This window comes from Streptomyces sp. NPDC088147 (genome assembly GCF_044741565.1).
Lineage (GTDB): Bacteria > Actinomycetota > Actinomycetes > Streptomycetales > Streptomycetaceae > Streptomyces.
This window is the reverse complement of sequence record NZ_JBIUSY010000010.1, coordinates 208,562-228,029: the sequence shown is the minus strand read 5'-3', so window position 1 is coordinate 228,029 and position 19,468 is coordinate 208,562. Positions and strand designations below refer to the sequence as shown.

Below are 19,468 nucleotides of genomic sequence, written 5' to 3'. Positions count from 1 at the left end.
GAAAGCGCAACAGTACTAGCTGAACGTGACGGAGCGGGACCCCCTCAGCACGTACCGCGCACGCGCTGGGCGCGCGCCGAGGCATAGAGACATACGGCCGCGGCCGTCGCGAGGTTCAGACTCTCGGCCTTTCCGTGGATCGGCACCCGTACCACCGCGTCCGCGAGGGCGCGGGTCTCGGCCGGCAGTCCCCAGGCCTCGTTGCCGAAGATCCAGGCGGTGGGCCCGCCCATGGTGCCCGCGTCCAGTTCGTCGTCCAGGTCGTTCTCGCCCGCGCCGTCGGCGGCCAGGATCCGTACGCCCGCGTCCCGCAGCCCCCGGACGGCCTGCTCGACGGGGACGCCGACGGCGACCGGCAGATGGAAGAGCGAGCCGACGGACGCCCGGACGGATTTGGGGTTGTAGAGATCGACGGAGGCATCGGTGAGGACGACGGCGTCGGCGCCCGCGGCGTCGGCGCAGCGCAGCACCGTACCGGCGTTCCCGGGGTCGCGGACATGCGCCAGTACGGCGACGAGCCGGGGCCTGGCGCGCAGGATCTCCTCGAACGGCGAGTCGAGGAACCGGCACACCCCGAGCAGCCCCTGCGGGGTGACGGTCTGGGACACCTCGGCGAGCACGGCGTCGGGCGCGAGGTGCACCCGGGCCCCGGTGGCGCGCGCGGCGTCGACGATGTCGGCGTACCGCTCGGCGGCCTCGACGGTGGTGAACAGCTCGACGAGCGTGGGCTCCCCGCCGTCACCGCGATGGAGCACCGCTTCCCGTACGGCCTGCGGCCCCTCGGCGATGAACCGGCGTTCCTTGCCGCGGAAGGCGCGCTTGGCGAGTCTCCTGGCGGCCGTGACGCGCGGGGAACGCGGGGAGATCAGCTCGGGGGTGCCCATGGACGGCGTTATCTCACTTCTCGTATGAGGACGAACGGATACGGGCGGCATACCGGACGCAGGGGTCCGGACGGACGCGGAGGGAGGCGCGGAACGCGCCGGACCCGCAGGCGCGATGCCTGCGGGTCCGGCGGGAAGTACGGCGGCCTGACGGGATCAGGCGGCGGCCTTCGGGGCGTTGACGTCGCTCGGGAGGGCCTTCTGGGCCACCTCGACGAGCGCGGCGAACGCGCTGGAGTCATTGACGGCCAGCTCGGCGAGGATCTTGCGGTCCACCTCGACGTTGGCGGCCTTCAGACCCTGGATGAAGCGGTTGTAGGTGATGCCGTTGGCGCGGGCAGCGGCGTTGATCCGCTGGATCCACAGCTGACGGAAGTCGCCCTTGCGCTTCTTGCGGTCGTTGTAGTTGTAAACGAGGGAGTGGGTGACCTGCTCCTTCGCCTTCCGGTACAGACGCGAGCGCTGGCCGCGGTAACCGCTGGCCGCCTCGAGGATTGCCCGGCGCTTCTTGTGGGCGTTGACTGCCCGCTTGACGCGTGCCACGTGTTAACTCCTTGTAGCTGGGTCACGGGTGGTGGCGTGACCCAAGAACGGCATGGTTCCTGTAGGTGTCCCGGCCCCGCGCTGCGGCGGGACGCGCGGACTACAGGCCGAGAAGCTTCTTCGCCTTGGCGGCGTCGCCCGGCGCGAGCTCGACGGTGCCGGCGAGGCGGCGCGTCAGCGTCGAGGGCTTGTGCTCCAGGTAGTGGCGACGGCCGGCGCGCTGCCGGAGCACCTTGCCCGAGCCGGTCACGCGGAAGCGCTTCTTTGCACCGCTGTGCGTCTTGTTCTTCGGCATGGCGCCGCTCTCTCCTCGTCAGTGGCGCTCCCAGCCGGCCGGTCGGCCGGCGCTCGGGAGCGTCATATCTCTGGTGTGTGGTTCCGGACCGGATCCGAGGCGCCGCCTGTCGGCGCCCCCCGGATCACGCTTCGGAAGATGCCTCGGCCGGAGCCTCGGCCGCAGTGTCCGCGGATTCCTCGGTCGGGTACCCCTGGCGCTCCGCCTTGCGGGCGGCCTGCGCCTCACGGGCCTCGGCCATGGCCTCGGTCTTCTTCTTGTGCGGGCCAAGAACCATGATCATGTTCCGGCCGTCCTGCTTCGGGTTCGACTCGATGAAGCCGAGCTCCTCGACATCCGAAGCGAGACGCTGGAGCAGTCGGAAACCCAGCTCGGGGCGGGACTGCTCACGACCACGGAACATGATCGTGATCTTGACCTTGTCCCCCTGCTTGAGGAACCGGACGACATGACCCTTCTTGGTGTCATAGTCGTGCGGGTCGATCTTCGGCCGGAGCTTCATCTCCTTGATGACCGTGTGCGCCTGGTTCTTGCGCGCCTCACGGGCCTTCATGGCCGACTCGTACTTGAACTTCCCGTAGTCCATGAGCTTGCACACGGGCGGACGGGCGTTCGCCGCGACCTCGACCAGGTCCAGGTCGTACTCCTGCGCAAGCTCTAGGGCCTTGGCGAGCGGGACAATGCCCACCTGCTCGCCACTGGGACCGACAAGTCGCACTTCGGGAACGCGAATCCGGTCGTTGATGCGGGGCTCGGCGCTGATGGATCCTCCTCGGTAGCACCACACGACTGCCTGGCAGACAGCCGCGTAACGTCTGTGTATGCAGACCAACCGCGGCGGAACATCAAAAATGCCCCGGACGGCACACAGGCAGGAGCTCCTCGAATACCGGAGCACCGCCGCGCGTATGCCACGGGGCGCATCGGGCGGTTCCATCGTCCGTACGGAACGATGGGCACCACCTGACCGGTGACCCGCCGCCCCTGAGGAGCAGCCAGGTGGGAGATCGGAGCCTCCACTTGTGGGCCGGGCACACACGTGTCCGACCGGTCGTTACACAAGGTTAGCAGCTCCTCGGGGGTGGTGCGAACCCCGCGTACCAGTCCGCTCCCGCGGCCGGGGCCACTCAGGCGTACGCCTATCGTGTGGGCATGAGCGACGCGACCTCTCCCCAGGAAACCCCCGGCTATGACGCCATGGCCCGCGACATCGCGGAAGTCCCCGCCGTCGAGGTGATCGTCACGGTCGCCGTGAATCTGATGAGCGCGGCGGCCGTCAAGCTCGGGCTGACCGAGGAGGGCGACGAGCACAAGGACCTGGACGAGGCGCGCAAGCTGGTCCACGCGCTGGCCGGGCTGATGGACGCGAGCGCGACGGAGATCAGCTCCTTCCACGCGGCTCCGCTGCGTGACGGGCTGAAGTCGCTCCAGCTGGCGTTCCGCGAGGCGTCGCTCGTGCCGGACGAGCCGGGGCAGGGTCCCGGCGAGAAGTACACGGGGCCGGTCTACGGCTGATCCGTCCCCGTCACGTCCCGCGCGGAGGGGCACCACGCGCGCGCTCAAGCGCGTCGCGTGCGTGGGTCACGCGCGGACTGAGCACCTCTCCCGCGTACGTACGTCACGCGCGGACGAAAAGGGGCTCGCCGGGTGGTGTGGCCTCGGCCGGCAGCAGTGCCAGGTCGAGTCCGCGTACCAGGCGGGCCCTCAGTACGTCATCGGCCGCGAGGGCCTCGGCGATCCGGCGGGCCGTCTCGGCGGGACGCGCGGCCGGATCGAGCACGAGCGCGAGCGTCCCGTCCGCGCTGCCGGGGCCGAGATGCGCGCGGAGCACGGCGGGCTCGGCGGCGACGGCGGACCGCACCGCCGCGCCGACGGCGGGATCCGCGAGCGGATCGGTGCTGGTACGGCCCTCGGCGAGAGCCAGCAGCGCGGGTCCGGTGAGCTGGTAGGTGACGGGACCCGCGAGGTCGATCACCACCGTGTCCGCCCGCTCGTGCGCGGCGGCCCGGAGCGCCTGGTGCAGCGGTACGGCGACGGGCCGGGCCTCCGGGTCCCAGCGGGCCAGCGCCGCGACGGAGGTGAAGGCGGGCAGCGCGCGGCGGTCGCCCGCCCGAAGGGTCGGGACGGCCATGTCGCTGGTCTTCTCGCGGCGCAGGCCGCTCGCCTCGTCCTCCTCCGTCTCTCCGAGCACGGCGACCACGGGGACCAGCAGCCGGGCGTCCTTGAGCGCCGCCAGGACGCGCGGCTCGGCCGACCGGTCCCCGGCCCAGGCCGCGAGCGCGGCCGTCAGCTCGGGCGCGGCGGTGCCGTCGTCGTCGGAGAATCCGGAGTCGGGGATGTTCTTGAGGGCCACGGGACGAGCCTAAGGGGCCCGGTGGGACGTACGGTCGTCGGGTGGATCTCTCGGTCGCGGTGTACGACCTCGCAGGCGGGGGCGAGTGGGCGTGCGGCGAGGACCGGACGTATGTCACCGCGAGCATCGTCAAGGTCGCGGTCCTGGCGGCGCTGCTGCTGCGGGCGCGGGACGCGGGGCGGTGGCTGACGGCCGGTGAGGAGCGGCTCGCGGAGGCCATGATCGAGCGCAGCGACAACGAGGCGGCGACGGCGCTGCGGGCGGCGGCCGGGGGCGTGGCGGGACTGGACGCGGCGCATGCCCGGCTCGGGATGACCCGGACGTCGGCGGCGCCCGCCTGGGGGCTCACCCGCACCACCGCGCGCGACCAGCTGACGCTGCTGAGGGCGGTGTTCGCCGGCGCGGATCCGGCGACGCCCGCCGTCACGGATCCGGCGGTGCCCACAGGTCTCGACGAGAGGTCGCGTCGCTATCTGGCGGGGCTGATGGGGCGGGTGGTGCCCGGACAGGACTGGGGCGTCTCCGCGGCGGCGACGGACGGCGACTGGGCGCTGAAGAACGGCTGGCTGCCGCGAAGCGACAGCGGCCTGTGGGTCGTCCACTCGGTCGGGCGGGTACGGGACTGTCTGGTCGCCGTGCTGTCCGACGGGCACACGGCGAAGGACGCGGGGATCGCGCGGGTCGAGGAGGCCGCCGTCAGCGCCGTACGCCGGTTCGCCTGAGGCCGCCGCGCCACAGCAGCACCGCGCAGGCCAGCAGGAGGGCCCCGGCGCCGCCCACCGCGGGCGCGAGCCAGGCGGCGGGTTCCGCGTCCGCGCGCGGGGCGTCGGGGCCGCTGCCGAAGTACCGCTTGTCGTACCCGTCGGCGGCCGCGGCCTCGCTCTTCAGATCCGTACGGGACAGTTTCGCCCCGGCCTTGATCGCGGCGGCGGGATCGACGAGCCCGTGCCCACGGGCGTCGTCATGGCCGTCCTCCGGCGCGTCGCGGGCGGTGTCCGCGAGGAGCTTCTTGATCTGCGCCGGGGTGAGATCGGGGTGGGCGGAGCGTACGAGCGCGACGGCGCCGGAGACGAACGCGGCGGCGGCGCTGGTGCCCCAGCCCTCGTAGTAGCGGCGGTCGGGATCGGCGATGACCACATTGACGCCCGGCGCGCTGACGGTGGCGTACCAGCGGCGGGTGGAGAACGCGGCGCGCGTCCCGTACTCGTCCACGGCCGTCACCGCGATCACCCCGGGATAGGCCGCGGGGTACGAGACATGGTCGCCCTTCTCGCCGCCGTTGCCCGCCGAGGCCACCACGACGGCGCCCTTGGCCAGCGCGTACTGGACGGCCGCGTCCTCCCCCGGTTCCGGATGGGCGGACTCGCTGTCGTCGCCGAGGGAGAGGTTGATGACGTCGGCGCCCTGGTCGGCGGCCCAGCGGATGCCCTCGGCGAGGGCGCCTCCCTTGGAGGAGCGCGCCTTGGCGCGGGCGGGGTCGGTGCCTTCGAGGATGACGCGGACCGGGAGGATCTTCGCCTCGGGCGCGATCCCGAGGACTCCGTCCGCGCGATTGGCGCCATGGCCGTGTCCGGCGATGATGCCGGCCATGGCGGTGCCGTGACGGGCCCAGGCGCGGTCGCCGCTGCGTGCCCCGAAACCGATCAGATCCCGGCCGGGGAGCACCTGGCCCTCCAGGTCGGGATGGGTGGCGTCGACGCCGGTGTCCAGGACGGCGACGGTGATGCCCCGGCCCTGCGCGGTGCGCCACGCCTCCTCGGTGTGCATGGCGTCGAGGGCCCACTGCTGCGCCCGGATCGCGTCGGCGTGCGCCGGAGGGGCGGGGACGAGCAGCAGGACGGACGTGGCGGCGAAGGCGGCGGCGAGACGGTGGCGCCGGGACGGACGGCCGGAAGGCGCGGGACGGGAAGGTTCCGAGGTCATGTGCGAGGTCATCGAGGAGCCGCCGTTCGGGCGCCCACGGTCTTGCGCAGCCCTCGTTCTATCCGGTCCGCGATGCCCTTGGCCTCGTGACCGAGACCGGACTGCGCGGGCGCGGTCGTGGCGCCCTTGGCCATGGCCTTGCCGATGGGCTGGGGAGTGGGGACCGGTCGTCCGTCGGCGAAGCCGGAGACGGCGAACACGACGACAGGCGCGTCGGTGAGCACACGCACCGTCCAGCTCGCGCGCTGGGCGTCACCGAAGCCGCCCGCGACGGTGCCCTTGACGGGGAACGTACGGGGCATCAGATCGGTGCGTTCGGCGAGGCGCTCGTCGCGGAACCGGACGCGCAGGGTGTCCATCGCGAGGGCGTCGGCCTGGGTGAAGACCAGACCGACGGTGGTGACGCTGCTGGAGGTGGCGTCGGCGTAGGTGGCGCGCAGCACGCGCGCGCAGCCGACGGGGCGCAGCGTGCCGAGCAGCAGCGGGTCGAGGGTGCCGGTACAGCCGCTGTCGGGTGCGACGCCGATCCTGGTCCACTCACGGTCCGCGCCGCCGGGTCCCGCGCCGTCTCCCGCGAGGGTGCGGGGGAAGAGGGTGTCGACGGGCACGTTGTGCCAGAGGCCGCGCGCGGTGGCGAAGGTGTCCCGGGCGGCGGGCTCGGCGGCCGAGTCCCCGGTCAGCCAGCTCCCGGTGGCGGCGCCGCCGATCAGTCCGAGCCCGAGCACGACGCAGGCCACGGCGGCGGCGACCCTGAAGGGGTGCTGCCGGGAGGGAACGGGGCGCAGCCTGGTGGTGGTCTCCTGCGGCGTCTCGGGACGCTGCCCGCCCCAGGGGTACGGCGGCGGGGTCGGGAAACCGGGCGGGCGCAGCGGCGGACTGGCGGGTACGGGCGGCGGCGGCGCGGAAGGCGGGGGCGGCGTGCGCGGCACCGCTCCGGCGGGGGCCGGGGGCACCGGCCGGAGGCGGGTGGTGGTCTCCACGGGCGTGGGGGGTGCGGCGGCGGGCGGGGCCGGAGCCGGGGCTGTCGCGGGGGGCGGGGCCGGGGCTGGTGGCGGGGGCGGCGCCGGGGGGCGGGCCGGGATCACGCCCGGGGCCGGATGCGCAGCCGGGGCGGGGTGCACAGCCGGGGCCGGTTGGGCGACCGCGGCCGGGGCCGGTTTCACCGTCGGCGCCATGGACTTGGCCGCGGGCGGAGCGGGAGGTCCGGACGGCGGTGGTGGTATCCGTACCGGCTCGGGCGGGGGCAGCAGCGCGTCGGAGATCCGTGATCTCGGCGGACGCGGGGCGTCGGCCGACGCGTCCTCCCCGGTCCCGGCCGTCCCGGACTCCGGCGCGGACGGTGGTGTCGCCGGGCGGGGTGGTACGGGAGCGCGTCGCGCTTCGGTACTCATCCGTCCCCCTGTGCCACCTGTGCAGACCGGTCCCACCGTGTCGACCGCCGTACGGAACAGGCCCGTTCGACGCGGCGTGTGCGTCACTCTACGGGGTGGAGCGGGCCCGGCGGGAACGACCGCGAAGGCCCGTGGTGATCTGCCCAGATCATCCCCCTACCGTGCGGTAATCCCGTCTGGCAAGCTCGGACCATGACTCCGCGCGCCACTGACCGGGCACGGTACGACCGCGCCACCGCTCACCTCGACGCCCCGCTCGCCCTCGTTGATCTCGAAGCCTTCGACGCCAACGCGGACGATCTCGTCCGGCGGGCGGCGGGCAAGCCGATCCGGGTGGCGAGCAAGTCGGTGCGTTGCAGGGCGCTGCTGGAACGAGTGCTGGGGCGCGAGGGCTTCGCGGGGATCATGTCGTTCACACTGGCCGAGTCGCTGTGGCTGGCGCGGGCCGGGTTCGAGGACGTACTCCTCGCCTATCCGTCGGCGGACCGCGCCGCCTACGCGGAGCTGGCCGCCGATCCCAAGCTCGCCGCCGCCGTCACCGTGATGATCGACGACCCGGCGCAGCTGGACCTCATCGACGCGGCGCGGGACGGCGGACGTGAGGAATTCCGGATCTGTCTTGAACTGGACACGGCCTTGCGGCTGTTCGGCGGGCGGGTCAGGATTGGTGCACTGCGCTCCCCGCTGCGCGAGCCGGCCCAACTGGCCGAGCTCGCCAGATCGATAGCCCGACGCCCCGGATTCCGGCTGGTCGGGCTCATGGCATACGAAGGACATGTGGCCGGGGTAGGGGACGCCCTGGCAGGACGGCCGCTGCGGTCGCGTGCGATCCGGCTGATGCAGTCCGCGGCCCGCGGAGAGCTGGCGGAGCGACGCGCGGCGGTGGTGCGCGCGGTGCGGGCCGTCGCGCCGGAGCTGGAGTTCGTCAACGGCGGCGGCACGGGCAGCGTCCAGCACACGGCGGCCGAGGAGGCGGTGACGGAGATCGCCGCGGGCTCGGGGCTCTACGTACCACGGCTCTTTGACAACTACACATCGTTCACGGGCCGTCCGGCGGCGCTCTTCGCCCAGCCCGTGGTGCGCAGGCCGGGGGTCGGTGTGGTGACCGTGCTCGGCGGCGGCTATCCGGCGTCGGGGGCGCCGGGTGCCGACCGGCTGCCCGTGCCGTATCTGCCCGAAGGGCTGCGCTACGACCGGCAGGAGGGGGCCGGCGAGGTGCAGACCCCGCTGCTGGGGCCCGCCGCCGACGATCTGCTGCTCGGCGACAAGGTGTGGTTCCGGCATGCCAAGGCGGGTGAACTGTGCGAGCGCTTCGACACGTTGCATCTGGTGGAGGGCGACCGGGTGGTGGCGGCCGTGCCGACCTACCGGGGTGAGGGCCGCACGTTCCTCTGAGGATCGCTCCTCATGAACGTGGCCCCGGTGCCCGCTCTCCCCCTCACGAGGACGATCCCCGGGTCGAGCGGTCGGGGGTGCCCGGCCCAGGAAGTCCCGTCCCACCGGCGTTCGATGGTGGGGACACCTGGACCGGGATACCGACCAGAGGTGGCCGCAGGGCCGGACGGGGTCTAGACGGGCGTGACGTACGCCCCCGAGATGCCTCCGTCGACGAGGAAGTCCGTGGCGTTCACGAACGAGGAGTCGTCACTGGCGAGGAAGGCGACCGCCGCAGCGATCTCGTCGGCCTCGGCGAACCGGCCGACCGGAATGTGCACGAGCCGGCGGGCGGCGCGCTCCGGGTCCTTGGCGAACAGCTCCTGGAGCAGCGGGGTGTTGACGGGCCCCGGGCACAGGGCGTTCACCCGGATCCCCTCGCGGGCGAACTGCACGCCCAGCTCACGGGACATCGCGAGCACCCCGCCCTTGGACGCGGTGTACGAGATCTGGGAGGTCGCCGCGCCCATGCGTGCCACGAACGAGGCGGTGTTGATGATCGAGCCCCGGCCCTGCCGCCGCATATAGGGGATGGCCGCCTTGCAGCACAGATATACGGAGGTGAGGTTGACCTCCTGGACCTTCCGCCAGGCGTCCAGGCCGGTGGTGAGGATCGAGTCGTCCTCGGGGGGCGAGATGCCCGCGTTGTTGAAGGCGATGTCGACGCTGCCGTAGGTCTCGTGGGCGATCCTGAACAGGGCGTCGACCTCGTCGGCGTTGGTCACGTCGACGCGTACGAAGGTCCCGTCGACCTGTTCGGCCGCGGCTTTGCCCGCGGTCTCGTCGATGTCGCCGCAGACGATGTGCGCGCCCTCGGCGGCGAGCCGGCGGGCGGTGGCCAGGCCGATGCCGCTGCCGGCACCGGTGATCACGGCGGTGCGGCCGACAAGCCGGCGGCAGATGACGTCGTTGGTAGGGGCGGTCATGATGGCTCAGGCCTCCGTGCTGATGAAGACGTTCTTGGTTTCGGTGAAGGCGGCCAGGGCGTCGGGGCCCAGTTCGCGGCCGAGTCCGGACTGTTTGTAGCCGCCGAACGGTGTCCCGTACCGGACGGCGCTGTGTGAATTGACGGAGAGGTTGCCGGCGGCGACGGCGCGCGAGACCCGCAGGGCGCGGCCCACGTCGCGGGTCCAGATCGACCCCGCGAGCCCGTAGTCGGTGTCGTTGGCGAGCCGGACGGCGTCCTCCTCGTCCTCGAAGGGCAGGACGACCGCGACCGGGCCGAAGACCTCCTCCGTGGCGACCGGGGAGTCGGCGGCGGCATCGGTGAGGACGGTCGGCGGGAACCAGAACCCGGGCCCTTCGGGCGCGGTGCCGCGGATGCCCTTCGCGCCGTCGGGGACGTACGACCGTACGCGCTCCAGCTGGACCGCCGAGATCAGCGGGCCCATCTGGGTCTTCTCGTCGGACGGGTCGCCGACGACGACCGACTCGATGGCCGGGGCGAGCAGTTCCAGGAACCGGTCGTGGACCTCGCGCTGGACCAGGATGCGGGTACGGGCGCAGCAGTCCTGTCCGGAGTTGTCGAGGAAGGCCATCGGGGCGGTCGCGGCGGCCAGCTCCAGATCGGAGTCGGCGAAGACGATATTGGGGCTCTTGCCGCCGAGTTCGAGGGTCACACGCTTCAGCAGCGCGCTGCCCTTCGCCATGATCTGCTTGCCGACGCGGGTGGATCCGGTGAAGACGATCTTGGCGACGCCCGGATGTTCGACCAGCGCGTTGCCCGCGATATCGCCCGCTCCGGGCAGGACCTGGAAGAGATGCTCGGGAAGTCCTGCCTCCAGGGCCAGTTCGGCCAGCCGGAGCGCGGTGAGCGGGGTGGTCTCGGCGGGCTTGAGCAGCACCGCGTTGCCCGCCGCGAGCGCGGGGGCGGTGCCCCAGGCGGCGATCGGCATGGGGAAGTTCCACGGGGCGATCACGCCGACGACGCCGAGCGGTTCCAGGAGGGTGATGTCGAGTCCGCCCGCGACCGGGATCTGCCGGCCGGTCAGCCGCTCCACTCCCCCGGCGCTGTAGTCCAGGAGATCGCGGACGTTCCCCGCCTCCCAGCGGGCGTTGCCGAGGGTGTGGCCCGCCTCGCGGACCTCCAGCCGGGCCAGTTCCTCGTTGTGTTCGTCGACGACGACGGCGAAGCGGCGCAGCAGCCGCGCGCGGTCGGCGGGGGCGGTCGCCGCCCAGCCGCGTTGGGCCGCCGCGGCCCGGCGTACCGCCGTGTCGACCTCCGCGGCGGTCGTCGCGGCGACCGTGGCGATGGTCTCGCCGGTGGCGGGGTCGAGGATCTGATGTCCGGCGGCGTGGTGTTCGTGCACGTCGTTCCTCACAGACGTTCGAAGGAGCGGCGAAGCTCCCAGTCGGTCACCGCGGCGTCGAAGGCCTCGACCTCGACGCGCGCCATATTGCGGTAGTGCGCCACGACCTCGTCGCCGAAGGCGGCGCGGGCGATGGGGCTGTTCTCCCAGAGCTCGGCGGCTTCGCGCAGGGTGGTCGGGACCTGGTCGTAGCCGGACGCGTAGGCGTTGCCCGCGCAGGGTTCGGGGAGTTCCAGCTCGTTCTCGATGCCGTACAGACCGGCGGCGACCAGGCCCGCGACGGCGAGATGCGGGTTGACGTCGCCGCCGGGGAGCCGGTTCTCGAAACGCAGGGACCGGCCGTGGCCGACCACCCGCAGCGAACAGGTGCGATTGTCGTAGCCCCAGGCGACGGCGGTGGGGGCGAAGGATCCCGGCTGGAAGCGCTTGTACGCGTTGATGGTGGGCGCGTACAGCAGGGAGAAGTCCCGGAGCGCGGCGAGCTGGCCCGCCAGGAAGTGGCGCATCACGGGCGACATCCCGCCGGGTCCGTCCCCGGCCATGACATTGGTGCCGTGCGCGTCCTGGAGCGAGAGATGGATATGGCAGGAGTTGCCCTCGCGCTCGTTGTACTTGGCCATGAAGGTGAGCGAGACACCCTCCTGGGAGGCGATCTCCTTGGCGCCGTTCTTGTAGATGGCGTGCTGGTCGCAGGTGACGAGGGCTTCGTCGTACTTGAAGGTGATCTCGTGCTGGCCGGGGTTGCATTCGCCCTTGGCGGACTCGACGGTCAGTCCGGCCGCGGCCATCTCCTTGCGGATCCGGCGCAGCAGCGGTTCGACACGTCCGGTGCCGAGGACGGAGTAGTCGACGTTGTACTGGTTGACGGGGGTCAGCCCGCGGTAGTGGCTGTCCCAGGCCTGCTCGTAGGTGTCCTTGAAGACGAGGAACTCCAGCTCCGTGCCGGCGTACGCGGTGAAGCCGTGTCCGGCGAGGCGCTCCAGCTGGCGGCGGAGGATCTGGCGGGGTGCGGCGACGACGGGTGTGCCGTCGTTCCAGACGAGGTCGGCGATGACCATGGCCGTGCCCTCGTTCCAGGGCACGCGGCGCAGGGTGGCGAGGTCGGGGCGCATCGCGAAGTCGCCGTAGCCGCGGTCCCAGGAGGACATCGCGTATCCGTCGACGGTGTTCATCTCGGTGTCGACGGCGAGGAGGTAGTTGCAGCCCTCGGTACCGTGCTCCAGGACGTCGTCAAGGAAGAACTGCGCGGCGAACCGCTTTCCCTGGAGTCGGCCCTGCATATCGGGGAAGGCCAGGACGACCGTGTCGATCTCGCCGCTCTCCACGAGGACGCGCAGCTCCTCGACGCGGAGCGGGGGTGTGCGGTCTGCCACGGGATTACTCCTCCTTCGGTCAGCCGGAAGCCATAAGGTATTCCTGAAGACCTTTGGTTGGGAAGGGGAAACGGCCACGTGGCGAAGACGAACGAGCCGATGGACCCGCCGCCGAACGCGGACCCGCTGACGCCGGTGCTGCGGCCCGTGCGGGCGGGAAACGGTTTCGAGGAGGCACTGGAGCAGATCCTCCAGGTGGTACGGCTCGGGCTGGTGGCGGGCGGTGAGCGGCTGCCCGCCGAGCGGGAGCTGGCGGAGCGGCTGGGGATCAGCCGGGTCACGCTGCGCGACGTTCTCAAGGTCCTCCAGGACCAGGGGCTGCTGGAGAGCCGGCGCGGCAGATACGGCGGCACATTCGTACGACAGCGGCCCGACGCACCGACCGGTGGGGCCGAGGAGGAGCTGCGGCGCCGGGTGGCGGGCGTGGACATCGAGGACGTACTGCGCTTCCGTGAGGTCCTGGAGGTCGGCGCGGCGGGGCTGTGCGCGGCGCACGGACTCACCGGTGAGCAGCCGCGGCGGCTGCGCTCCGCGCTGGCGGCGACACGGGACGCGCCGCTGTCGGAGTACCGCAGGCCGGACACGATGCTGCATCTCACGCTCGCCGAGCTGTCCGGCTCCGCGACCCTGACCGCGCAGTACGCGGCCGTGCGGGCGACCGTGAATGATCTGCTGGACTGCATCCCGCTGCTGGTGCGGAATCTGGAGCACTCGCAGCGGCAGCACACGGCGCTGGTCGAGGCGGTGCTCGACGGTGACGCGGACGCGGCACGCGAGATCGCGCGCGAGCACTGCGGCGGCACGGCGGCGCTGCTGCGCGGCTTCCTGGCCTGAACCGGCGCCCCGCGGCCCGGCGGCCGGAGCCGGGACCCCGGCGGCCGGAGCCGGGACCCCGGCGGCCGGAGCCCGGAGCGCGCCGAACGGCCCGCCAGAGGCTTTCCCGATCCGTAACAGCCGGTTTACGCATGGGGCTTGCGCCGCGCCGCTCGTGGAGCAATGGTATGGCCCCACACCATTACTCCGAGGCAGGAGCGGATCATGTCCGAAGGCACGGACTCGCGCGTCCCACCGGCCGACGCGGCCGACGGCGCCGCCGAGCGGGGCACGCCCCAGGGGGACGCCGAGTATCTGCGACGGCGCACGCTGCGCCGGGGCAGCGCGGGCTGGCTGCTGCTCACCGGTCTCGGGGTCGCCTATGTCGTCTCCGGGGACTTCTCGGGGTGGAACATCGGACTCTCCGAGGGGGGCTTCGGCGGTCTCGCGATCGCCACGCTGCTGATGGGGGTGATGTACGCCTGTCTGGTCTTCTCGCTCGCCGAACTGTCCGCCATCCTGCCCACCGCGGGCGGCGGTTATGGCTTCGCCCGGCGCGCGCTCGGCACCTGGGGCGGCTTCCTGACCGGCACGGCCATCCTCATCGAGTACATCCTCGCGCCGGCCGCCATCTCCATCTTCATCGGCGAATATGTCGAGTCCCTCGATCTCTTCGGTCTGACGGCCGGCTGGCCGGTCTATCTCGCCTGCTTCGTGATCTTCATCGGAATCCATCTCTGGGGCGTGGGCGAGGCGCTGCGCTTCAGCCTGGTGGTGACGGCGATCGCGGTGGCCGCGCTGCTGATCTTCGCGGTCGGGGCGTTCACCGAGTTCGACGCCAGTGGCCTCAATGACATCCCCGTCGACCAGGACGCGTTCGGCTCCGGCTCCTGGCTGCCGTACGGAGTCCTGGGTATCTGGGCGGCCTTCCCCTTCGGTATGTGGTTCTTCCTGGGGGTGGAGGGCGTGCCGCTGGCCGCCGAGGAGGCCAAGGACCCGGTCCGGTCGATGCCGAAGGCACTGTCGATCGCCATGGGCGTGCTCGTACTGCTCGCGCTGATCACCTTCTTCGCGGCGACGGGTGCTCGCGGTTCGGCCGCCGTCCAGGACGCGGGCAATCCGCTGGTGGTGGCGCTCCAGGGGGACGGGGATCCGACCGCGCTGAGCCGGTTCGTCAATTACGCGGGGCTCGCGGGTCTCGTCGCCTCCTTCTTCTCCCTCATCTACGCCGGGTCCCGGCAGCTGTTCGCGCTCTCCCGCGCGGGTTATCTGCCCCGGTTCCTGTCCCTCACGAGCGGCCGCAAAGCCCCCTATCTGGGTCTTCTGATCCCGGGCGCGATCGGTTTCGCTCTCGCGGCGGGCACCGGCGACGGCGGCCGGATGCTCAATGTCGCGGTGTTCGGCGCGACGATCTCGTACGCGCTGATGGCGCTGTCCCATCTCGTACTGCGCCGCCGCGAGCCGGAGCTGCCCCGCCCGTATCGCACGCCCGGCGGCATGCTCACCTCCGGTGTCGCCTTCGTCCTCGCGCTGTCGGCGCTGGTCGCGACGTTCCTGGTGGACAAGGACGCGGCGTTCATCGCGCTGGGCGTCTATGTCGTCGCCCTCGCCTACTTCACCTTCTACAGTCGGCACCGGCTGGTCGCGGCGGCCCCGGAAGAGGAGTTCGCGGCGCTGGCCGCGGCCGAGGCCGAGCTCGAACGAGACTGACGCGAGCGCGTACACATACGGAAGAGCACGAACGACGAACGGCGAACGACGGAGGCCGGATCGATGAAGCCGCTCATCGGCGTCAGCACCTATCTGGAGGAGTCCGCCGCGTGGGGGGTCTGGAACCTGCCCGCCGCGCTGCTGCCGGCCGGCTATCCCCGGCTCGTCCAGCGCGCGGGCGGGCTGGCCGCGATGCTGCCGCCGGACGACCCGTCGGCCGCCGCCCGGATGGTGGCGCGGCTCGACGGGGTGGTGATCGCGGGCGGTCCTGATGTGGAGCCCGTACGGTACGGAGCCGAGCCGGATCCCCGTACCGGACCGCCCGCCCGGGAGCGGGACGCCTGGGAACTGGCCCTGATCGAGGCGGCGCTGGCCTCCGGCACCCCCCTGCTGGGGATCTGCCGGGGGATGCAGCTGCTCAATGTGGCCCTCGGCGGGACGCTCCGTCAGCATGTGGACGGCCATACCTCACCGGTGGCCGGTGCCTTCGGCGAGCATCCGGTGACGCCGGTGGCGGGTACCCGCTACGGGGCCCTGGTGCCGGAGGAGTTCGCCGTACCGACCCACCATCACCAGACGGTGGACCGGCTCGGGAAGGGGCTGACCGTCTCGGCGGTCGCGGCGGACGGCACGGTCGAGGCGGTCGAACTGCCGGGACCGCGCTGGGTCCTGGGCGTTCAGTGGCACCCCGAGATGGCCGAGGACACCCGCGTCATGACCGCCCTGGTCGAAGCGGCGGGTGACCAGGACGGGGGCTCCGGGTCCTGACGGCGGCCGGCGGAGGACCGGCCGTTCAGTCCAGGGCTCCGCGTGTCAGGGACAGCAGGTCGCGGGCCGGGCCCGCGGGGCGGTTGCCGACCGGCCAGACCGCGCGCAGATCGCGGCGGAGCCGGATGCCCTCGACCGGCACCCTGACGAGCCGGCGGGCCGCCAGTTCCTCGCCGACCGCGAGTTCGCTCAGCACACAGGGACCGGCCCCGCTGACCGCGGCGGCCTTCAGCGCGGTCGTGGAGGCCAGTTCGAGCAGCGGCTCGGCGAGACCGCCGTACGCGCTGAGCCCGGCGTCCAGCACCTGACGGGTGCCGGAGCCGGGTTCGCGCAGGATCAGCGGGGTCGCGGCCAGCTCCGCCGGGTCGAGCGGGGTACGGCGGCGGGCCCAGGGATGACCGGGGGCCGCGACCACCAGCAGCCGGTCATGGCCGATGACAGCGGAGTCGAGCCCCTCCGGAGCGGCCACGCCCTCGACGAAACCGAGGTCCGCCTCGTGGCCGAGCAGCCGTTCGGCGACCGCGGCGGAGTTGCCCGCGTGCAGCGAGACGGCGGTGTCGGGCCGGGCCCGGCGGAGCGCTATCAGCCAGCCGGGCAGCAGATACTCGGCGATCGTCATGGAGGCGGCGACGCGCAGCCGGGAGTCCCGGCGGTCGCGCAGCGCCTGCGCTCCCGCGTCGAATGCCTCGGCGGCCTCCACCACGCGCCTCGCCCAGTCGGTGACGAGAGTGCCGGCGTCGGTGAGCCGGGAACCGCGCGGTGAACGGTCCACCAGCGAGACCCCGAGCAGCCGTTCCATGGCCCGGATCCGGCTGCTGGCGGCGGGCTGGGAGATCCCGAGCTCGCGGGCGGCCCGGCCCAGACTGCCGAGCCTGGCGACGGCGAGCAGCAGCTCCAGCGCACCGAGGTCGGGCACCCGGCGCGCGAGCTGCGCGGCGGGCGAAGCCGCTGAGGGCGGTCCGGCGGAGGGCGGTCCGGCGGAGGGAGCGGCGAGCGGTACATCGGCCATAAGCCCAGGTTATGACCTCATAGGGACAACGGGGCTGGTGGGGGCCGTACACGACCCCGAGGCTGGAAGTCATGACTACCCTCGCGCACCCCGCCGCCCCCGCCTCGCTCGCCACCGCGCGCGTACGGCCGCCGGCGCTCCGGCAGTTCGGGCCCAACTGGTACGCGACGGTGATGGGCACGGCGATCGTGGCGAGCGCGGGTGCCGGGCTGCCGCTGGAGATACCGGGGCTGCGGGCCGCCAGTGTCGTGGTGTGGGCGCTGTCGGCGGTGCTGCTCGTCGTCGTCCTCGTCGCCCGCGCCGGGCACTGGCTGCACCACCGCGACCGGGCGCGCGCCGATCTGCTCGATCCTGCCGTGGCGCCGTTCTACGGCTGCGCGGCCATGGCGCTGCTGGCCGTCGGCGGCGCGACGCTGCTGGCGGGGCGCGATGTACTGGGCGAGCGGGCCGCGGTCGCCGTGGACGCGGTGCTGTTCGGGGCGGGGACACTGCTCGGTCTCGTCGTCGCCGTGGCGATCCCGTATCTGATGGTCGTCCGCCATCGCGTCGGACTCGCGGACGCTTCGCCCGTCTGGCTGCTGCCGGTGGTGCCCCCGATGGTCTCGGCGGCGGTCGGACCGCTGCTGGTGCCGCATCTGGCGCCGGGCCAGGGGCGCGAGGCGCTGCTGCTCGGCTGCTACGCCCTGTTCGGGGCGAGTCTGCTCGCGACGCTGATGATCCTGCCGCTGGTCTTCGGCCGGCTGGTGGCGCACGGCCCGCTCCCGCTCGCGCTGACCCCGCTGCTCTTTCTGGTGCTCGGCCCGCTGGGTCAGTCGACCACCGCGGTCGGTCAGCTGGCCGATGTGGCGCCCGGGGCGATCGGCGCTCCGTACGCGGGGGCGCTGGGCGCCTTCGCCGTGGTGTACGGGGTGCCGGTGATGGGGTTCGCCCTGCTGTGGCTGGCGCTGTCGGCGGCGCTGGTGGTGCGGGCCGTGCGGCGCGGGATGCGGTTCACGATGACGTGGTGGGCGTTCACCTTCCCGCTCGGTACGTGTGTGACGGGCGCGGCGGGGCTGGGCCGGCACACCGGTCTGGTGGCCCTGGAGTGGCTGGCGGTCGGGCTGTTCACGCTGCTGGTGGCGGCCTGGTCCGCGGCCGGGTGGTACACGCTGCGCGGAGTGTTCAGCGGAGCGCTGCCCGCAGCGCCGCCGGTGCCTCGGCCAGTGACGGTCCGTACCAGGTGAGGTACCGCCCGTCGACAAGCGCGGCGGGCATTCCGGGGAAGGCTTCGGGCCCGTCGTCGGCGGTGAAGCGGTACGGCTCGTCGGGCAGCACGACCAGGTCGGCTCCGGCGGCCCGCAGTTCGTCGAGCGGGATGCGCGGATAGCGCTCGGGGTGGCTTCCGTACACATTGACCACGCCCAGCCGGGCCAGCAGATCCCCGGCGAAGGTGTCGCGTCCGAGCACCATCCAGGGGCGACGCCAGATCGGTACGACGGCCCGGCGCTGCCCACGCCGCCCGTACTGTCCGTAGGACGCGGGCGGGGGCGGGGGCGGGGGCGCTTCCCAGGCGGCCCTGGCGTCGGCCAGCCAGCGCGGCGCCCGCACTCCGCATCCCGTCACGAGCACCCGTTCCAGCTCGGTGAGGGCCTGGTCCAGCGTCCTGACCTCGGTGACCAGCACGTCGAGCCCGGCGCCCCGCAACACGGCGAGATCCGGGGCGCGGTTCTCCTCCTCGTTGGCGACGACCAGATCGGGCCGGAGCGCGATGATCGCCGCCACATCGGGGTTCTTCGTGCCGCCGACACGGACGACGTCGAGGCCGGCCGGACGCACGCACCAGTCGGTGGCGCCCACCAGCAGTCCGGGCGCGCTGACGGCGATCGCTTCGGTGAGCGAGGGGACGAGCGAGACGACGCGCGGACCGCGCTCGCGCCCGGCGGACACGGCGTACCCCTCAGCGTGGCGGGTCGATGGTCGCGTCGATGTGTTCGGCGACGGCGACGACCAGGATGCGGGTGCCGGGTTCGGTGGCGCGCCAGCGGTGCCGTACGCCACCGGAGAGATACAGCGTGTCACCGCGTTCCAGCCGGTACGCCCTGCCCTCGGCCTCGACCTCCGCGGCGCCGTCGGCGATGTACATCACCTCGTCGTTGCGGTGCTGGTACTCCCTGCCGGTGTCCTGCTCGCCGGTGAATTCCTTGGCGTTCAGCTGGTGACCGCCGCGTACCACGCGGCGGACCCCGGGGCCGGGTGCGGGGGCGGCTCGTACGACATCGACGGTCCGTGCCGAGTCCGCGGCGGCGTGCAGCTGGGCGGGGGTCGTCTCCAGGGCGTCCGCCACCCGCTCAAGTGAGCGGATGCTCGGCCTGGCGCGCTCATTCTCGATCTGGCTGAGGAACGGCACGGACAGTCCGCTTCGGCCGGCGACCGCCGCCAGCGTCAGGCCCAGGGACCTGCGCCTCCTGCGGACGGCCGCGCCCACCCTGAGCGCTTCCTTGTCGTCCATGACTGGCTCCCTCCCGCCCGGATCGTCATCCTCTCAGAGTTGACGCCCGGACAAGAGCTGTCCTGCCTCACCCGGTGCCGGACCCGGCGAATCCGCCGTCCGTGCGTACACGCGAGCGAAAAGGGATGTGTGCCCCTGGATCAATGATGCGCGCGAGCGGGCCGAACCGGAACGT

20 protein-coding genes and 1 pseudogene are annotated in these 19,468 nt (G+C 72.6%); 7 read left to right on the top strand and 14 right to left on the bottom strand.

The features are described from left to right. Positions 1–44: 44 nt before the first annotated feature. The 4 genes from ACIOGX_RS32065 to infC all read right to left on the bottom strand — a co-directional run bounded on the left by ACIOGX_RS32065 (position 45) and on the right by infC (position 2,509). A complete protein-coding gene (locus ACIOGX_RS32065) occupies positions 45–884 on the bottom strand; it encodes an RNA methyltransferase (protein ID WP_356514061.1) in 840 nt (279 codons plus the stop codon). 156 nt (positions 885–1,040) lie between these two features. Further along, entirely contained in the window at positions 1,041–1,427 is a 387-nt protein-coding gene (rplT, locus tag ACIOGX_RS32060; protein ID WP_030355332.1) for a 50S ribosomal protein L20, read from the bottom strand. A gap of 100 nt (positions 1,428–1,527) precedes the next feature. After that, on the bottom strand, positions 1,528–1,722 hold the full coding sequence (rpmI, locus tag ACIOGX_RS32055; RefSeq protein WP_030355333.1) for a 50S ribosomal protein L35: 195 nt from the start codon (positions 1,720–1,722) through the stop codon (positions 1,528–1,530). A gap of 124 nt (positions 1,723–1,846) precedes the next feature. Continuing rightward, on the bottom strand, positions 1,847–2,509 hold the full coding sequence (infC, locus tag ACIOGX_RS32050; protein ID WP_129772651.1) for a translation initiation factor IF-3: 663 nt from the start codon (positions 2,507–2,509) through the stop codon (positions 1,847–1,849). A gap of 365 nt (positions 2,510–2,874) precedes the next feature. Between infC and ACIOGX_RS32045 the strand changes: the two genes are divergently transcribed. Continuing rightward, a complete protein-coding gene (locus tag ACIOGX_RS32045; protein WP_129772650.1) occupies positions 2,875–3,237 on the top strand; it encodes a DUF1844 domain-containing protein in 363 nt (120 codons plus the stop codon). 103 nt (positions 3,238–3,340) lie between these two features. Here the strand turns inward: ACIOGX_RS32045 and ACIOGX_RS32040 are convergent, their stop codons facing one another. Beyond that, positions 3,341–4,075: an SseB family protein gene (locus ACIOGX_RS32040; RefSeq protein ID WP_356514065.1), complete on the bottom strand. Its 735-nt coding sequence runs from the start codon at positions 4,073–4,075 to the stop codon at positions 3,341–3,343. A gap of 41 nt (positions 4,076–4,116) precedes the next feature. Here ACIOGX_RS32040 and ACIOGX_RS32035 point away from each other — a divergent pair, with 41 nt between their 5' ends. Beyond that, positions 4,117–4,797 (top strand): serine hydrolase, encoded by a 681-nt coding sequence (locus ACIOGX_RS32035; protein WP_401918148.1) that lies wholly within the window; start codon positions 4,117–4,119, stop codon positions 4,795–4,797. On the opposite strand, the gene mycP is transcribed toward ACIOGX_RS32035, so the two are convergent. Next, positions 4,772–5,998, bottom strand: a complete 1,227-nt coding sequence (gene mycP, locus ACIOGX_RS32030; protein WP_356514069.1) for a type VII secretion-associated serine protease mycosin — start codon at positions 5,996–5,998, stop codon at positions 4,772–4,774. The genes ACIOGX_RS32035 and mycP overlap by 26 nt on opposite strands. A gap of 8 nt (positions 5,999–6,006) precedes the next feature. Further along, entirely contained in the window at positions 6,007–6,978 is a 972-nt protein-coding gene (locus ACIOGX_RS32025; RefSeq protein WP_401918145.1) for a hypothetical protein, read from the bottom strand. Positions 6,979–7,581: 603 nt separating this feature from the next. Here ACIOGX_RS32025 and ACIOGX_RS32020 point away from each other — a divergent pair. After that, positions 7,582–8,784 carry an amino acid deaminase/aldolase gene (locus ACIOGX_RS32020; RefSeq protein WP_383960904.1) on the top strand — a complete coding sequence of 401 codons (1,203 nt, stop codon included), beginning with the start codon at positions 7,582–7,584 and terminating at the stop codon, positions 8,782–8,784. On the opposite strand, the pseudogene ACIOGX_RS32015 reads toward ACIOGX_RS32020, so the two are convergent. The 4 genes and pseudogenes from ACIOGX_RS32015 to ACIOGX_RS32000 all read right to left on the bottom strand — a co-directional run. Continuing rightward, positions 8,754–8,912, bottom strand: a pseudogene (locus ACIOGX_RS32015) (hypothetical protein); the annotation flags it as partial. The gene ACIOGX_RS32020 and the pseudogene ACIOGX_RS32015 overlap by 31 nt on opposite strands. A gap of 45 nt (positions 8,913–8,957) precedes the next feature. After that, a complete protein-coding gene (locus ACIOGX_RS32010; RefSeq protein WP_356514075.1) occupies positions 8,958–9,749 on the bottom strand; it encodes a 3-oxoacyl-ACP reductase in 792 nt (263 codons plus the stop codon). A 6-nt stretch (positions 9,750–9,755) separates the two neighbouring features. Next, positions 9,756–11,132 (bottom strand): aldehyde dehydrogenase family protein, encoded by a 1,377-nt coding sequence (locus ACIOGX_RS32005; protein ID WP_401918143.1) that lies wholly within the window; start codon positions 11,130–11,132, stop codon positions 9,756–9,758. A gap of 8 nt (positions 11,133–11,140) precedes the next feature. Continuing rightward, positions 11,141–12,505: a glutamine synthetase family protein gene (locus ACIOGX_RS32000; protein WP_384765736.1), complete on the bottom strand. Its 1,365-nt coding sequence runs from the start codon at positions 12,503–12,505 to the stop codon at positions 11,141–11,143. 99 nt (positions 12,506–12,604) lie between these two features. On the opposite strand from ACIOGX_RS32000, the gene ACIOGX_RS31995 reads away from it, so the two are divergent. The 3 genes from ACIOGX_RS31995 to ACIOGX_RS31985 all read left to right on the top strand — a co-directional run bounded on the left by ACIOGX_RS31995 (position 12,605) and on the right by ACIOGX_RS31985 (position 15,796). After that, the gene (locus ACIOGX_RS31995; RefSeq protein WP_401918318.1) at positions 12,605–13,339 is read left to right on the top strand and encodes a FadR/GntR family transcriptional regulator; all 735 of its coding nucleotides are present in this window, start codon (positions 12,605–12,607) and stop codon (positions 13,337–13,339) included. 204 nt (positions 13,340–13,543) lie between these two features. Then, positions 13,544–15,028, top strand: a complete 1,485-nt coding sequence (eat, locus tag ACIOGX_RS31990) for an ethanolamine permease (RefSeq protein ID WP_384765738.1) — start codon at positions 13,544–13,546, stop codon at positions 15,026–15,028. A 63-nt stretch (positions 15,029–15,091) separates the two neighbouring features. After that, positions 15,092–15,796, top strand: a complete 705-nt coding sequence (locus ACIOGX_RS31985) for a gamma-glutamyl-gamma-aminobutyrate hydrolase family protein (RefSeq protein WP_401918140.1) — start codon at positions 15,092–15,094, stop codon at positions 15,794–15,796. A 25-nt stretch (positions 15,797–15,821) separates the two neighbouring features. Here ACIOGX_RS31985 and ACIOGX_RS31980 read toward each other — a convergent pair whose 3' ends face one another. Continuing rightward, positions 15,822–16,805, bottom strand: a complete 984-nt coding sequence (locus ACIOGX_RS31980) for a LysR family transcriptional regulator (protein WP_401918138.1) — start codon at positions 16,803–16,805, stop codon at positions 15,822–15,824. A 71-nt stretch (positions 16,806–16,876) separates the two neighbouring features. On the opposite strand from ACIOGX_RS31980, the gene ACIOGX_RS31975 reads away from it, so the two are divergent. After that, a complete protein-coding gene (locus ACIOGX_RS31975) occupies positions 16,877–18,028 on the top strand; it encodes a TDT family transporter (protein WP_401918136.1) in 1,152 nt (383 codons plus the stop codon). Here the strand turns inward: ACIOGX_RS31975 and ACIOGX_RS31970 are convergent. Next, positions 17,967–18,731: a helical backbone metal receptor gene (locus tag ACIOGX_RS31970; RefSeq protein WP_401918134.1), complete on the bottom strand. Its 765-nt coding sequence runs from the start codon at positions 18,729–18,731 to the stop codon at positions 17,967–17,969. The genes ACIOGX_RS31975 and ACIOGX_RS31970 overlap by 62 nt on opposite strands. Positions 18,732–18,741: 10 nt before the next feature. Beyond that, entirely contained in the window at positions 18,742–19,293 is a 552-nt protein-coding gene (locus ACIOGX_RS31965) for a helix-turn-helix domain-containing protein (RefSeq protein WP_129772637.1), read from the bottom strand. Positions 19,294–19,468: the final 175 nt, after the last annotated feature.